The following is a 14,538-nucleotide window of genomic DNA, read 5'->3' on the forward strand; positions in this document are numbered from 1 at the left end:
CTTGGTCGACTGCTGTCTTACCGGGAGCCTCGTCCTATGTCGACACGGGCTCCCCGCACCCACCGTGACCAGCACCATCACGATGGAAAAGCCTCCATGATAGAGGAAGGTGCGCGTTGCCATAATCGACAATCCGACGCCGGCTTCACGCTTGCATTCGTCAACCAGCTCTGGGCGTGCTCCTATGGTCTTCCCACCGACTCGCCAGAACCAGTCTTCCTTCACGTCCCGAGTTACAATTAGAAGGGGCGTCCTCCGGGTCGCAACTTCGTTAAGTGCCTGGCGCCAGAGGATGTAATCGCCATGGGGGTCGGTCTTCTTGCGGTCCCCGTATCCCGGCGGCTCTTTGCATCTAATTCGCCGCGCTGCCTCATCCCTGGCTGCTTTCTCTGCCGTATCAGAGAGGGGCTCGCCAGTCCGAGAAGATAAGAGTCCTTCAAACCGCTCAAGAATGGGGTCTCTATGGACCGCATTTTCCGGAATACCGTGCTCACTTCGTAATTCTTCTAGTTCCTTGACTGCTTCGTCTAGCCCTCGCAGTGCCACCTGTTGCAAGCGGTTTGATTCGCCGTCCGGCAAGGCTACGCGATTACTCAGATTCTCAAGCTTTTCGGCTAGGTGGGTGGTGACTTGGCTTCGGAATTCGGACAGGGCTTTGATGGCGTCTTGATAGGAGGCGTCATGTTCTGCAATAACTCCCACTCGATTCCTGTGAAATTCGAGGGCGACTTGGTGTGGTAGCCATAGGCGATCTCCCAATCTTTCTAATGCCTCGAACAATTCTGCCCGTGTTTTGGCTGCGAAGCGGTAGGCGTCGAGCAACACGTTGGTGTCTAGGACAACGGTGCCTTTCGTTACTGCTTCCCGCGTTTCATCCTCTGACGGCGGCAGCCAGTGTTGGAAGGGTTCACTAAAGCCAGGCATGATTTCCTCCCGAATTCCTCTGCCACCGACAGTCTAGTGTGTTCAGACTTTCTTTACTTGGTCAAGGGCGGGCCTACGGCCCGCCGCCGTGCCCGCGCCGGGGCGCGCGTGCGGCCTCCGGCCGGTCACGCCCCGGCGCACGGCGTACCAGGACAACCGATGGACAACCGCAGCCGGCGCAGGAGCTTGGCTCCGAGAATGACGCGCAGTGGAGAGCCGGCAAGCCCCAAGCATGGGGGCGGCGCCCGCAGTTGCCGAGCAGGCGACCCCCCGCGCCAGCTCCCACCGAAGTCCAGGTCAGGTCAAACCCTGCATCTGGGAAGGGGGTGGGAGCCGCCGTGGTCGGGTCCGTCGTCCAGGAGCCGGCCGCGTCGCTGGTCCCGGTCAGGTCAAGGGCGCTGCTGTGGCGGTGTCCGCCGGGCGCCGGGCCGTGACACGAGAGCCGAGTCCGACCCCGGGTACCCGTCAGGGCGACGGACGCGCTGGAGACCGGCCAGTCGTACGTAGATCTCTCGCTTGGCGACGGCGTGGCCCTGGCCGTCGAGTTGGTAGCCGGTGACCCAAATCCAGCCGGGGTAGTTGGGTTTTGGGCACACCGAGATCACTCGGAACATGAAGGCCGGCTGTCTCGCGAACTGCACCGACGCCTCGCGGCCAATCCAGAGGTCGTCACCAGGCTCAGGCGGTTGTGGTTGCTGTCTGGCCCATGTGCGGCTGTGCCGCTCGACAGGCATACGGCTCCTCTGCTCGGAGGTATGCCCTGCCCGGCGGGTTCGAAGGTCACCCACAGGGCAGGGCGTTCGCTGTGCTGGCGGCGGGTTCGAGTCCTCCACCACCGGCATGGCGCATAGCGTCACCTTACAGGTGTCAACCCCGTCAACTTGACGGAGCTGCTGGCCGTCAGGTCCGTACGGTCGAGTTATGCGGCTCGCAGGCATGTCGGAAATCCAACAGATGTTGGGTGGTGTCAGCCGGCAGCGTGCGTCGGAAATCGTGGCGCGGTCTGGATTTCCAGCACCGCTGGACACCTTGGCGACCGGGCGAATCTGGGCGCGGGATGCGGTGGTGGCGTGGATCGCCGAGAACCGGCCGACCCAGCGGACAGACGAGCAGTAGATCAGCGTCCGCAGGGCGGTAACGGCGCATGCCCGAGGCTTGGGAGAAAACGGGGAGATGATCTTGCCCCCGACCGCCTCGCTCGCCTCGCCAGACCAACGGACATCAAGAGCTGGACCAGGGTTGATAATCAAACGTCAACGTCTAGGCCGGATGTTGACCTTGTTCACACCGAAGAGGTCGCTGGTTCGATACCAGCATCGCCCACGCAGGTCAAAGGCCACTTCCCGGAAACGGGAGGTGGCCTTTCTGCTGTCGTGCAGCAGAGAAATACAGCAACGGCGTCGGCGGCGGAGCGAGTCGCCGAGGCGTTTGAGGGCGTCTCTGATCGCCTTCGTCGATACCTGGGTGTAGATCTCCATGGTCACGGAGAAGCGGGCGTGTCGGAGCACCCGCCTGGCGACTTTCGGGTGGACGTCGATGTCGGCCAGGGGCGTGGCGCAGGTACGGCGGGCGTCTTGAACGGTGATCGCGCCGGGGCGGTGCAGGGTGGGCAGGGTGGACACGGATTCTCCTCAAGGCTGGTGGCAGGGACGGGCGACGAACTGCCACGGTGTCCGTCGGTGGTGTACGTGCTGTCTCCTGGCACCGCCTGAGAGGGCGGCTGACGCCGGAGGGCGGAAGCATGGCTATCGGCCACCGACCGCCGCTGGAATGCGTCCTTCCGGTAGCGTCCGTACGTGCGGCAAGGTCCGCTTGACGTGGCGGGCCAGGCGGCGGCCCGCTCCCCGGAGGGCGGGTCGGCGGCAGACGGGATGGCCGCTCGGGCTGGCATGTGGCAGCGTCGGCCTTCGATGGATAAGGTGCATTGGCATGGGTCATCGCGCCTCGACCGCCTCGCCGTGCTCGCCATCAGCCGGGATGTCGTCCCCGACAGGACGGGGTAACCAGCGGAGTGCTATGAGGCCGAGCACGAGGTGCAACAAGCTGGCTGCAGTTGCAGCCACGTGCATGCCGGTGAGAAAGGCTGACTTGGCATCTGTGATCAACGTGTCTGTCAGGCCGGTGAGCTGAAGCGTTTCGTCCAGGGTCGGCGCGAGGTCGGGCCCTTGGAGCCGGAACAGCAGTGCTGCCAGAGAGCCGAGCAGTGCAATGCCCAGGGCGTTACCGATCTCGTTGCTGGTCTCGGCGATCGCGCCTGCTGAGCCTGCTCGCTCGGACGGGACCGCGCCGACGGCGGCGTCAGCGACGACTGCGAAGGAGATGCCATAGCCGATGCCAGCGATCGCAGTGGAAGCGACGTACCAGCCGATCCCGCCAGTGATGGTGGTGGGCAAGAGCAGGAGCAGCCCGGTGGCGATGGAGAAGTGGCAGACAAGCAGCGCGGAGCGTTTCCCGACGCGATCGACCACCACAGGGGTGACGATGCAAGTCGTGATGAGCACAACGGCTCCCGGTAGCGCCAGCAAGGCAGCCTGCAGGACCGGAATGTCAAGGACGGACTGCAAGTAGATGCCAGCCAGGTAGGCGGCTGCTGACCACGCGGCCAGCGGTAGAAGCCCGGTGATCACCGCGATGGTGAAGACTCGATCCCGGAAGAGAGAGAAGTCGATGAGTGGATGGTCCAGGTGTCGTTGACGGACGCCGAACCATGCCAGCACAGCGACCCCCATGAGCCCGGTGAGCGCCGCCGATACGGAGAGGCCCTCGGCGGCAACGTGCTTGAGCCCATAGATCGCTAGCAGCAAACCGACCGCAGAGGTCACGACACTCATCGGATCGACTCGTCCGGGGCGGGTGGTTTGTACCTCGCTGAGCAACATGGGTGCGAAACACAGGAACAGCGCGATTAAGGGAAGGTTGATCAAGAACACCGATCCCCACCAGAAGCGTTCCAGTAGCACGCCACCGATGACCGGTCCGATTGCGAATCCTGCGGCGAAGACCGCAGCGAAGATGCCGATGGCCTGGGCTCGACGCTTCGGGTCGGTGAACAGCTCACTGAGCACCGCCAAGGCGGACGGAAGCAAGGTGGCGCCGGCGATCCCCATCACAGCACGGGCGGCGATGAGTAGCGCCGGTGTGGGCGCGAACGCGGCGGCGGCCGAACCGATGCCGAAGAAGCTCGCGCCGATCATGAGCAGCTTGAGTCGCCCGTAGCGGTCGCCGATGTTTCCGAATGCGATAAGCAGGGAGCCGACCGAGAAGCCGTAGACGTCTAGGACCCACAGTGCCTGGTCAGCGCTGGGATTGAGAGACTGACTGACTCGTGGCATTGCGAGGAACAAGATGGACCCGTCCACCGAGACCAAGAGCACCGGGCCGAGGACGACCAGCAGCCCGAGCCAAGCTCGGACGTTGGTCGTGCGTGAGGTGTGTTGCGTCATGCCGGCAACGCTCCAGCGCAGAGCCGGGAGCATCCAGGCACCTGGTGTGGGTGCACCCAGCAGGTACACCCAGCCACACGCGATGAGCGCCTAGTCTCGATGTCATGGAAAGCCTCGGAGCATTCTTGAAGAGCCGCCGCGACCGGGTCACCCCAGACGAGATCGGGCTACGAACCTATGGGAGCGCCCGCCGAGTTCCGGGGCTGCGCCGCGAGGAACTCGCCCATTTGGCAGGGGTCAGCGCTGGCTACTACACACGGCTGGAGCAGGGCCAGGCCGAGACGGCCTCCGAACAGGTTCTCGACGCCCTCGCACGAGTTCTGAAACTGGACGACGTGGAGGTCGTACACCTTCACAATCTCGCCCGCCAGCCCTCCCGGTCCGGCCTCGCCGAACCACCAGTCGAGCAGCCCCACCGGCGCGTCCTCGCACTGCTCGAATCACTGGCCGAGGCGACGCCAGCGATCGTGCTGGGCCGACGCGGCGACGTCCTCGCCTGGAACCGCACCGGACACGCGCTGCTCGCCGAGCACGTCGACTTCGAGGCGCCTCGTGATCCGGGCTGTCGTCCCTCGATCCCGCGGATGTTCTTCCTCGACGCTCTCACCAGGGAGCTGCACCGCAATTGGGACGAGCTCGCCCGGGTCCACGTCGCCTACTTGCGTCTCACCGCCGGACGGTTCCCGACCGACGCGCGCCTGGCGAACCTCATCGGTGAACTCACCATGCGCAGCGACCAGTTCGGCTCCATGTGGGCAACCGGTGAAGTCGCCGACTGCACCACCGGTGACATGCATCTCCAACACCCCACGGTCGGCGCGGCGAGCATCGCCTACCAAGTCTGGCTACAGCCCGACAGCCCCGATCACCGCCTCGAGATCTACACCCCAAACGATGCCTCCACGGCAGACGCACTACGGATCCTCACCCAACGCGCTTTCGGAGAAGACGATCCGAGCGTCAGGGCGCCCGAGGGGCCTGTGGCTGGTCGCGATCGATCCGCCAACAACCTCCTGCCCCGCAACAACTAGGTGGCGGAGCCTGCGTGCCCGTGGCGTGCCCGACGTAGCGGTCAACAAGGGTCTAGGGCGGCGAGGTGACGAAAGGAACCTGGCCCTGCCGCCCTCATCTGCCAGGGAACGCAGCCTCAACGGCCGGAGATCAATCTGATTCCGAAGCTGCCGAGGTGAAGTGCGGCCCCTGGCTGCTCAGGGTTCCATGATCATTCGTTCACACCGAAGAGGTCGCTGGTTCCGATACCAGCATCGCCCACGCAGGTCAAAGGCCACTTCCCGGAGACGGGAGGTGGCCCTTCTGCTGCCGTACAGCAGCGAAGTACAGCAACGGCGTCAGCGACTCAGCGAGTCGCCGAGGCGCTTGAGGGCTTCCCGGGGCGCCTTCGATGAGATCTGGGTGTAGATCTCCATCGTCACGGAGAAGCGGGCATGCCAGAGGATCTGCATGGCGACTCTCGGGTGTACGTCGAGGTCGGCGAGCAGGGTGGCGCAGGTGCGGCGGACGTCGTGGACGGTGATCGGCGTGACTCCCGCCCTGTCGCACCGGGTCTGCCAGGAGTGTTGGAAGTTGCGCGGTTCGATGGGTCCACCATAGCGGGTGGTGAATGCGAGGTCGGATTTCTGCCACGCCTTTCCGGCGGCTTCTCGTGCCTCGTCGCGTTGTTCGCTTCGTAGCTTGAGTGCGGTCACGCAGATGTCGGGGAGTGGGAGGGTGGCCGTCGGACGCCTGGGCCTTGGTGTGGCGGTGGAGCAGCTTTCCCCGGACGCGTTGCAGTTGCCGGCCGACGGTGCCCCCTCTACCGGGTTAGCCTGGTCGTATCGCCGCCGTCATCTGAGTTGGCTGTTTGGTGAAGAGCCTTACATGCCCCAGACGCCGCCGACCCCGCCAGCGCCGCTGCCGGAGCTGCCGTCACTCGGGTTGCGGTGTTCGTCAAGTCGTCTGCGGGCTTCAGTCGATGCCTGCTGGTTACGAACCCGGCCGTCGACATCGAGTGGGGCTTTCCGGGTGCGGCGCCACAGCCAGACCGCTGCAACGACCGCCAATGCGATGATCAGGATTAGGATCATGAGCCAACGCATGCCGACCTCCGTCTATTGAGCGACCACCAGTCCGATTGACAGCACGTGGACCTACCGCTGCTCTCAGTATGAGCAGCTCAAGTCAAGCGCCTTTGCTGGCCGTTTTCCGCGACGAGGTGCGGGTCTGAGTTCCGCTTCGACGTCTGACGCATGGGTTGGGTGACCAACTGGGTGACGACGGGCGCGGGCAGCGCTGGACGTCCAGGGACTCCGGTGGACCATTCGGACAGCTCAGCCCTGCTGTTGGCGCAGCTCACCGACGGCCGGTGGTTTCTTCACACCGAAGCAGTCAGCCCTGTCGCTGTCGACAACAACGGTGACAGCAGCAGGGCCGAACAGCGCGAGCCGAAGCCGGCCGGCGGGGGATCAACGCCCGATGTCAGAGACGTGCGCGGACGGTGCCGGACGGAGCGCCCAGAACTTTGCAAGCGAGGGGCCAGGCAGCGAAGCAGCAGGAAGGCAGCGCGAGCGTCGACACAGGTCGACCATGAACCTGAACCGACGGCGTTCGGCGCCTGCTCAGCAACGCGAAGCAGCACCAGTCGACAGCGCCCGACAGCTTCAGACCGCATCCCCCCGACGGGGGTCGGTGTTGGGTGTTCGTCTGGGCGACAGCCCGAACAGTGCGCCCAAGAGGCGTCGCCTGCGACGCATGGTGGGGGTTGGCGCGGATACTGGCGGGGTGGTGGAGAAGCAGGCGACGGAGTTGACCCGGTGGACCGTTCACGGCGAGCGGGTGGTGGACGACACCCGGCAGCTGCCGGGCGGCTACGTCGACGGCGACGAGCAGCCGGCGCAGTGTGCGGTGCGGGAGGTCGAGGAGGAGACCGGCTGGCGGCCCCAGGGGGTCGAGCCGTTGCTGTCCTTCCAACCGTGGGTCGGCACTGCGGACGCCGAGAATCTGCTGTTCCTCGCCCGGCAGGCCGAGCACATCGGCACACCCGTGGACGTGAACGAGGCGGAGGAGGTGGCCTGGATTCCGCTCGACGAGGCGTACGGGCTGGTGTCCCGGGGTGAGATTGTCGGTGCCGGCACGGTGATCGCCGTGCTAAAGCTGGTGGCGCGGAGGGCTCGCGGGGAGTTGTAGAGGTCAGCGTCGTGGGCCGAGGGCGGCGTCGATGCGGCCGGTGAAGTGCCGGACGGCGGGTAGTCGCCGGTGTGGGGCGAGTTGGGTTTGCAGGTCGCGGAGGTAGCGGACGGCTCTGGCGGAGCGTAGTCGGGTGGTCAGGGTCAGGGCTTCTGTGCCGATGGTGCAGGTCCGGTCGGGTTCTCCCTGTTGGGCGTGGACGCTGGCGAGTAGGGCGAGGTTGAAGGTTCTGCCGCGTACGTAGCGGTTGTCCATGCGTAGGGATCGGGCGGCGAAGCGTTCGGCGTGGGTGTTGCGGCCGAGGGCGTGGAAGCAGTGGCCGAACTTGGCCGACAGGTATGCCTCGTCGACGTAGCTGAGCCATTGCGGGTCGGCGCTGCGGTCGGCCCGGTCGAGGGCTTGTTCGGCCTAGTGCAGGGCGGCGGCGCAGGCCCGTTCGTCGTTGGCTTTGGCCAGGGCGTGGGCTTCCATGACGTGGGCTTCGGCGGCCAGGACGGACACCTCGGCGCGGCGGGCGGTCTGACCGGCGGCGCGGGCGGGGTCGAGGCCGGTGGCGGGGCGACGTTCAACGGGGCGAGCTACGGGGGCCCACCAGCCAAACAACGGTGAGCAGTTGCCGCATTGTCGAAGCGGACCCGTCCCCCTCACCGAGGGAAACGGGATCCCTTTCCGTGTCGGCGGTGCTCTCGCAGGCCGGGCCGCTGTCGTCTCCCGGACACTCCCGGGCGGGCACCGCCGCTAGGGTGCCCCGATGATCCGCGCCCTCCCCGCCACCGCCGTCCTCGTCGCCCTGGCCGCCGCGCTGGCCGGCTGCTCCAGCGACAGCGAGCCCGCAGCTGCCCCGCCATCTGCCAGCGCCCCCGCGCCCGCCACGGCGGCGCCGGCTACGACCGGCCCCGACGACCGGCGAGGCTGCCACGCCCTCTCCGCCACCCCCGCCAAGGCCCACCCCATCGCGCACCGAGACGCTGGCGCGCTCGCCGCCGGGGCCGCCGATCCGGACATCAAGAAGGCTGGCATCGACCTGGTCAACGCGGTCAACGACCTGGAGAGCAAGAAGAGCACCGAGGCGAACCTCGTGCTCGACCGGGCGCGGATCGCCCTCGCGACCGCGTGCGGGGCGAAGTTCGGCGACGGTCCCTGGTAGCCCCGAACAGCACGAAGCGGCCCCGACCTCCACCAGGGAGGCCGGGGCTGTGGTGCTTCGGGCCACCGTAAGGAACGGGCTCGGCCAGCGCTTCGAAGCGCTTTGAACCCGCACCAGCGCGGTGGATACCGTGGGCGATGGCGACGTCACCAGCGGATCGGGAACGGGATCGGGTGCCACGAGCAGAGCGTGGCGACGGCGACGGGCCGGACATCGGCGCGGCGTTCACGGTCATGCTCGGCTGGCACGCCCTGGTGATCATCGCCTACTTCGTCATCCTGGGCCGACAATCGACACTCAGGGTGCGGTACGACAACTCACCGTTTGAAGACATGCTGATCCTCGGCGCCAACACTGCGCCGGTGCTCCTCGGCACCGCCGCCGCGTCACCGACCCTCCTGTTTGTGGCGGCGGTCGCCGGCCCTGCCCTACGTTGAGGATCACCCCCACCCGGTCGACCTGCTCAACCCGGGAGCGGATCAGGAAGCGGACGCCCTCCGGCGCCTCCAGGGAGAAGCCGCTGCCCCGGCCGGGCACACATCCACTCGGGTGCAGCGGGCGCAGTTGTGGGTGGAGAGCATCCTTACCGCACTGACCATCGATGCCGCCGTAACTGGCACGTTCGCCTAGCAACATCTATCCGCTTAAGATCAGAGGCGTGAATTCCGCCCTCGACACCCTGCCGAAGATCGGTGCGCCAGCGACGCGGGTTCTGAACAATGCCGGCTATTCGACGCTGCGTGACCTTGCGGGGGTGCCGCGCGCCGAGTTGGCCAAGCTGCATGGCGTGGGGCCGAAAGCGCTCGGGATCATCCAGAGTGCGTTGGAGCAGTGCAACCTGACTCTGGGATAGTGGTTCCTCCCCCGTCGCAGCGCGCCAAGCAACTCGGCGGCCGGCTGCCGGCCTGTGATGCGATAGTTGATATGCGACACAACTTCGCCAGGTGATGTGCGACATTGTCCGGCGATCTGGGGGCGGGTGACGTAGCCGCCAACGAAACGTCCGACTATGCCGATGAGTGGGCGTGCAGGTTGGGCAGCCGCTCAGCATGCGTCCCTTCCCAGACGCGCAAACTCGTCGAGAGGGATGTTTCTCTGCACCTCGTCGTTGTCCACGATGTCGGTAATCAGGACCGATCCGGGCCGCAGGCCGGCCAGTTCGGCGAGCCGGAAGGTCACTGAACGGGAGGCGAAGCTCTTGTTGCTGGCGACTCCAAACAGTCGAAAAGCCGCGTGCGGGTCAGTGGCATCTCCAGGCGGGAAGCCCACCAGGCGCACGGTGGTCGGCGAGGTCGCGTCACGCGGCACGGCATGCCGTCGTTCCGGCCAGTGCCAGTTCGTGGACGGCGTCGGCACGTCGGACGGGTCAGGCGAAGACGAGCCTTCTTCAGCAAGGAACAACACAACGTCTGGCGGCCGGTCCGCGCACCAGGCCAGAGCCGCGAGCGGCTGGCCGTCGGCGTCCATGGTTAGGCCGGTGATGCCTTTGATCTCGGGGGTGCAGGAGGTCAACCCGGCCAGTAAGAGCAGGACGGCGGCCATCGAAGCGACGATCCGCCGCGTCCTCGTCAGCATCTGAACAGCCACGCTCCGACCGTCGTAGTACCGCGTCAATCTAGGATCTCGGTCCGGCCGCAGGCCGATAACGATCAGTGTCCTCGTCTGCCTGGCGAGGTTATGCAGTTCGGCCTGGGCCGTCATGAGTCGTTGCAATGAGTGCGCTACGTCCTCGTCTGCCGCGATCAACACGCTGAGGTGTCGCCGATCAGTTGGCGGACGACTGTCGCACATCAGTCGACGGAGGAAACCGGTGCCGGCGTCAATGTGGGAGGACTTTCTGCACCTCTATCAAGGCGGCCCTGAACAGGCCGCACGCGCCGCCGCCTGGGCGCGCGCCCGTCGCTGCACTGAAGCGCGATCTTCTCGTCGCACCATCCGCACCTGCGGATTACCGTGAGTCATGACAGTCTGTGGTGGTGCGGTGACCTGCTGTTACCTGATGGTAGGCCGCCGGCGCCGGGCGCGAAGAGGTCGCTGGGCGTCGCGGTGCCGGGTCGGTCGCCGGCCGACGGATCGTCGTGGAGCGGCAGCGCGCGGTGAAGGGTGTGCCCCGATGCCGGCGACAACCGGCGGCGGCGATCCTGGTCTCGCTTTGCCAGGCAGGTGCCATCAGGGCTAGACCAGTATGAACAACCCGGCGGCTAGCCCCACATGATGCTTGTGATCAGCGGAAATCGGGTGATCTTCGGGGTACCCGCCGGGTCCGGGTTCGGCCTCGACAGCCCCAACGTGACCGGTGAGGTCTTGACGTAACCAGGGGCAGCATGGATTCTCGTTACTGGCATAGACCAATCCACAAAACCCGAACCGGCTCCGGCCCGACGGCCCGATCGGCTCCCCGACTGACCCGACGGGCCGGCGGACCTTGTGCCGGCCAGCCCCTACATGCACACCACCGCGCTCCGAGCCGGCGCGCACCGGCAACAGCTACCGACCCTGACCCAACAAAGTGGAGGTCGCGTGTTCCTTCTACGCTCATCTCGCGGTTGTCGCCGCGCTGTCGCAATAGCCGCATCGGTCACGCTTTCCGTAGGCTTGCTGACCCCCCTGCCTGCCGGTGCCGAGCGACGAGCTCCCAGCCAGGCGGCTCGGATCCTTCCGGTGCCGCAGCAGATCGATTCGCGCCCGGGCCACGTGGCGCTACCCGACAACATCGATGTTGTCGCGGGCGAGGCCGCCGACCCGGCAGCGCAGACATCGCTCGTGGAGTTGCTCTCCGCGCACGGCGTCACCGCCCGGATCGTGCGCCAGAGCGACCTGGCGGCACGCGCACCGATGATCATCCTGGGCGGGCCGCGCGAGACGCCGGCTAGCACCGATGCGCTACGCGCCCTCAACGTCGTGGGTCCGGAGTCGCTGCCCGCTCAGGGGTACGTGTTGGCGGCTGGTCACGACAACCGTGGTCGGTCGCGGATCGTGCTCTCCGGTGTGGACGGCACGGGCACCTTCTACGCGGTCCAGTCGCTGCGCCAGCTGCTCGTAAAGAAGGGCTCCCGGGTAACCGTCGACGGCGTGCAGGTCCGCGACTGGCCGGGGTACCAGGTCCGTGGCGGTATGGAGTCCTTCTACGGACCGGTCTGGTCGCAGGAGGACCGGCGCTCGCAGATCGAGTTCCTGGCGCGGCACAAGATGAACCAGTACTTCTACGGACCGGCGGACGACCTGCGCACCGGTTCGAACTGGAGCTCGTTGTACGAGGCGGCGGAACTGGCCCGGATGAAGGAGATCGTCGACCTGGCGAAGGCGCGCCATGTCGACTTCGTGTACCGGATCTCGCCGGAGGCGCCGATGGCGCCCAGCAAGGGGATCTGTCACGTGCGCGAAACCGATCGGGCCAAGCTGCTGGCACGCTTCGAGCAGATGTGGGAGATCGGCGTCCGAAGCTACGTCATCGCCTGGGACGACGTGTCGGGCAACTTCGCGTGCCAGGAGGACCGGGACGCCTACCGTGGCGACCGGTCACCGCTCGCGATCGCGCAGGCCGAGGTCACCAACTTCATGCAGAAGGAGTTCATCGAGAAGCACCCCGGCGCCAGCCGCATGGTGGCCGTGCCGACGGAGTACTGGGGCATGACGAAGACCCCGTACACGGACCGCTTCGACGAGCTGCTGAGCACCGAGGTCGACCTCTACTGGACGGGGCCGGCAGTGGTCTCGCCGAGCATCACCGAGGCGGACCTCCAGGCTGCCCAGGCGGTGTGGTCGCGGCACCGGATCATGCTCTGGGACAACTACCCGGTCAACGACTACAGCACCAACCGGCTGCTGCTGGGCCCGTTGACGAACCGCGACGCCGGCATGGCGGACAAGACGATCGGCATCTCGTTCAACGAGCTCGTCGGTTTCCAGGACGCCTCGCAGATCGCCCTCGGCACCCAGGCCGACTACGCCTGGAACCCGGTGGCCTACGACGCGGAACGCTCATGGACGCACACCCTGCAGATTCTCGGCGGTGACGCGTACGAGGAGCTGAGGCTCTTCGCCGAGAACAACCGGGCCAGCGTCCTGGACGCCACCACCCGGCCGGAGTTCGCGGCGCTCATCACCCGGCTCATCGCTGACTACCGGGCCGGCCGACCCGTGAACGCCCAGCTCGCCCGGGTCGACCGTGAGCTGCGCCGCCTCGAGGAACTCCCCGCCGCGCTACGGGCAAAGCTCGACAACCCGGTTCTGCTCAAGCAGATCGCGCCCTGGCTGGACCGCGTCGGCGTGACCGGTCAGGCAGGTCGGGCAGCCCTGCGTATTCTCCGCGCCCAGGACGCGGGCTCCAGCGAAGCCGCCTGGGTGGCCCGACGGGACCAGTCGAGCGCCCGTCTCGTCCTCGACCGCACCTGGCACCAGATCAGCCCCGGGCCGGTCGACGAGCTGCTGAGCTTCGCGGCGTCCCAGAGTGACGGCTACATCGGTGACCGCTGGTACGGGGACCTCGGGGCCCCCACCGGCGCACCGGCTGCCGCACCGGGTTCCCCGTTGGGCAATCTGACCGACCGGCGCGACGACACGGCCTACGTCGCCGCCGGCGCACCGCAGGCGGGGGACGCGATCACGGTCCCGATCACCAAGCCGCACAAGCTGTCGGCGGTGACGGTGGTACAGGACGCGGCCGCTCCCGCGGACGGCATGATCCAGGCACTGGTCGACGGCACCTGGGTGGACCTCGGGCAACTCGCTGAGGGATTCACCAAGGTGCGGGCCGCGGACCTCGCGGCCAGCGCGGTACGGATCCAGTGGACTCCGGGCAGCGTCGCGCCGCGCGTCTACGAGATCGTCCCGCACTACTCCGACGTGCTGCGCGGTCGAGTCTCGGTCGAACCGTCGGGCTCGCTCATCGCACCCGGGGCGACCAAGCGGTTCCAGGTGGCCTTCGAGGTGTTCGACGAGGGCCGGGTGAAGGCAAGTGTCGCCGCCAGCGGCCCGGACGGCTGGACCATCACCCCGGCGACGCAGGTTCTCCAGGCGCGACCGGATGGTCGGACCATCGTCGCGAGCGTGCCGGTCGCCGTTACCGTCCCCGCCGGCACTGCCCCGGGCCGGCACCAGGTGAGGGTGACGTTCCACAAGGACGGTGTCGCGCCGGTGAACCTGTCGCTGACGATCATCGTGGGGGAGGGCAGCTATCCGGATTTCGTGACCGGGGCCAACCCGTCCGGTTACTGGCGGTTGGGCGACGCGGCCGGTTCCAGGACCGCCGTCGACAGCTCCACCAGCGGGCAGAACGGCACCTACCAGGTCGCTGAGCCGGGTGTCGAGGGTGTGCTTGCCGGCAACGGCGCGGCCGACCTCTCGAACGGCTACATCGAGGCGCCGCGCGCCCCGCGTACCAACCTGGCCGGACCGTTCACGTTGGAAGCGTGGGTCAAGCTCGACACGATCGTTCCGGCGCCGGGGCAGGCGATCATCGAGAGCTACACCGGGCCGGCGGTCAGCGGGTACGCGTTGAGGGCGAGCAACGGCGTCCTGCAGGCGTGGTCGCTCGGCGCTCCCGGAAAGGGACACGGCGTCGTCACCGGCCGCACCCAGCTGACGCCGAACAAGTGGCACCATGTCGCCGCCGTGTTCGACGGATCGCGGCTGACCGTGTACCTCGACGGCGTCGCGGACAGCAGTGTCGCGACGACGGTGGCCCCGGGCAGCGGCACGGCCAGCATCAAGCTCGGTGGCCGCGGAGACGACACGTCCCAGCGGCTGCAGGGCGACCTCGACGAGGCGGCGATCTATGACCGGGCGCTGACGGCGACCGAGATCCAGGAGCACTACTTCGCCGGGATCGGGTAGCCAGAT

General features: G+C 66.9%; 11 protein-coding genes and 5 pseudogenes. 7 read left to right on the forward strand and 9 right to left on the reverse strand.

The features are described 5' to 3' along the window. Together ACFYZF_RS24420 and ACFYZF_RS24425 are read right to left on the reverse strand one after the other, a co-directional pair. A partial coding sequence (locus ACFYZF_RS24420; protein ID WP_387024450.1) for a PIN domain-containing protein occupies positions 1-924 on the reverse strand: 924 nt, incomplete at its 3' end. Positions 925-1,388: 464 nt separating this feature from the next. Continuing rightward, a pseudogene (locus tag ACFYZF_RS24425) lies at positions 1,389-1,658 on the reverse strand (hypothetical protein); the annotation flags it as partial. 187 nt (positions 1,659-1,845) lie between these two features. Here ACFYZF_RS24425 and ACFYZF_RS24430 point away from each other — a divergent pair. Continuing rightward, on the forward strand, positions 1,846-2,040 hold the full coding sequence (locus tag ACFYZF_RS24430; RefSeq protein WP_387024452.1) for a hypothetical protein: 195 nt from the start codon (positions 1,846-1,848) through the stop codon (positions 2,038-2,040). 293 nt (positions 2,041-2,333) lie between these two features. Here ACFYZF_RS24430 and ACFYZF_RS24435 read toward each other — a convergent pair. Together ACFYZF_RS24435 and ACFYZF_RS24440 are read right to left on the reverse strand one after the other, a co-directional pair. Then, a pseudogene (locus ACFYZF_RS24435) lies at positions 2,334-2,510 on the reverse strand (site-specific integrase); the annotation flags it as partial. A gap of 348 nt (positions 2,511-2,858) precedes the next feature. Continuing rightward, a complete protein-coding gene (locus ACFYZF_RS24440) occupies positions 2,859-4,367 on the reverse strand; it encodes an MFS transporter (RefSeq protein ID WP_387024454.1) in 1,509 nt (502 codons plus the stop codon). Between the two features lie 104 nt (positions 4,368-4,471). Between ACFYZF_RS24440 and ACFYZF_RS24445 the strand changes: the two genes are divergently transcribed. Continuing rightward, positions 4,472-5,398, forward strand: a complete 927-nt coding sequence (locus ACFYZF_RS24445) for a helix-turn-helix transcriptional regulator (protein WP_387024456.1) — start codon at positions 4,472-4,474, stop codon at positions 5,396-5,398. 318 nt (positions 5,399-5,716) lie between these two features. On the opposite strand, the pseudogene ACFYZF_RS24450 reads toward ACFYZF_RS24445, so the two are convergent. Further along, positions 5,717-6,173 (reverse strand): annotated as a pseudogene (locus tag ACFYZF_RS24450) (tyrosine-type recombinase/integrase); the annotation flags it as partial. A gap of 68 nt (positions 6,174-6,241) precedes the next feature. Next, positions 6,242-6,463: a hypothetical protein gene (locus ACFYZF_RS24455; RefSeq protein ID WP_387024458.1), complete on the reverse strand. Its 222-nt coding sequence runs from the start codon at positions 6,461-6,463 to the stop codon at positions 6,242-6,244. A gap of 682 nt (positions 6,464-7,145) precedes the next feature. Here ACFYZF_RS24455 and ACFYZF_RS24460 point away from each other — a divergent pair. Continuing rightward, positions 7,146-7,550 carry an NUDIX hydrolase gene (locus ACFYZF_RS24460; protein ID WP_387024460.1) on the forward strand — a complete coding sequence of 135 codons (405 nt, stop codon included), beginning with the start codon at positions 7,146-7,148 and terminating at the stop codon, positions 7,548-7,550. A 3-nt stretch (positions 7,551-7,553) separates the two neighbouring features. Here the strand turns inward: ACFYZF_RS24460 and ACFYZF_RS24465 are convergent. Continuing rightward, positions 7,554-8,099 (reverse strand): annotated as a pseudogene (locus ACFYZF_RS24465) (XRE family transcriptional regulator); the annotation flags it as partial. A gap of 202 nt (positions 8,100-8,301) precedes the next feature. Between ACFYZF_RS24465 and ACFYZF_RS24470 the strand changes: the two are divergent. Both ACFYZF_RS24470 and ACFYZF_RS24475 read left to right on the forward strand, forming a co-directional pair. Further along, complete coding sequence (locus ACFYZF_RS24470) at positions 8,302-8,697, forward strand: hypothetical protein (protein WP_387024462.1); 396 nt, start codon at positions 8,302-8,304, stop codon at positions 8,695-8,697. 173 nt (positions 8,698-8,870) lie between these two features. Beyond that, entirely contained in the window at positions 8,871-9,134 is a 264-nt protein-coding gene (locus ACFYZF_RS24475; protein WP_387024637.1) for a hypothetical protein, read from the forward strand. Between the two features lie 16 nt (positions 9,135-9,150). On the opposite strand, the pseudogene ACFYZF_RS24480 reads toward ACFYZF_RS24475, so the two are convergent. Continuing rightward, positions 9,151-9,234 (reverse strand): annotated as a pseudogene (locus ACFYZF_RS24480) (DUF779 domain-containing protein); the annotation flags it as partial. Positions 9,235-9,355: 121 nt separating this feature from the next. Between ACFYZF_RS24480 and ACFYZF_RS24485 the strand changes: the two are divergent. Beyond that, on the forward strand, positions 9,356-9,550 hold the full coding sequence (locus ACFYZF_RS24485) for a helix-hairpin-helix domain-containing protein (protein ID WP_387024464.1): 195 nt from the start codon (positions 9,356-9,358) through the stop codon (positions 9,548-9,550). A 191-nt stretch (positions 9,551-9,741) separates the two neighbouring features. Here the strand turns inward: ACFYZF_RS24485 and ACFYZF_RS24490 are convergent, their stop codons facing one another. Further along, positions 9,742-10,284, reverse strand: a complete 543-nt coding sequence (locus tag ACFYZF_RS24490) for a hypothetical protein (RefSeq protein ID WP_387024466.1) — start codon at positions 10,282-10,284, stop codon at positions 9,742-9,744. 933 nt (positions 10,285-11,217) lie between these two features. Between ACFYZF_RS24490 and ACFYZF_RS24495 the strand changes: the two genes are divergently transcribed. Then, entirely contained in the window at positions 11,218-14,532 is a 3,315-nt protein-coding gene (locus tag ACFYZF_RS24495; protein WP_387024468.1) for a beta-N-acetylglucosaminidase domain-containing protein, read from the forward strand. The last annotated feature ends 6 nt before the right edge of the window (positions 14,533-14,538 follow it).

This window comes from Micromonospora sp. NPDC001898, assembly GCF_042891255.1.
In the GTDB taxonomy this organism is placed as follows: domain Bacteria; phylum Actinomycetota; class Actinomycetes; order Mycobacteriales; family Micromonosporaceae; genus Micromonospora.

What these genes read in the sequence shown, in the direction of transcription:
- ACFYZF_RS24430 (WP_387024452.1), top strand. Translation starts at nt 1,846, where the DNA reads ATGCGGCTCGCAGGCATGTCGGAAATCCAACAGATGTTGGGTGGTGTC.
- ACFYZF_RS24440 (WP_387024454.1), bottom strand. Translation starts at nt 4,367, where the DNA reads ATGACGCAACACACCTCACGCACGACCAACGTCCGAGCTTGGCTCGGG.
- ACFYZF_RS24445 (WP_387024456.1), top strand. Translation starts at nt 4,472, where the DNA reads ATGGAAAGCCTCGGAGCATTCTTGAAGAGCCGCCGCGACCGGGTCACC.
- ACFYZF_RS24455 (WP_387024458.1), bottom strand. Translation starts at nt 6,463, where the DNA reads ATGCGTTGGCTCATGATCCTAATCCTGATCATCGCATTGGCGGTCGTT.
- ACFYZF_RS24470 (WP_387024462.1), top strand. Translation starts at nt 8,302, where the DNA reads ATGATCCGCGCCCTCCCCGCCACCGCCGTCCTCGTCGCCCTGGCCGCC.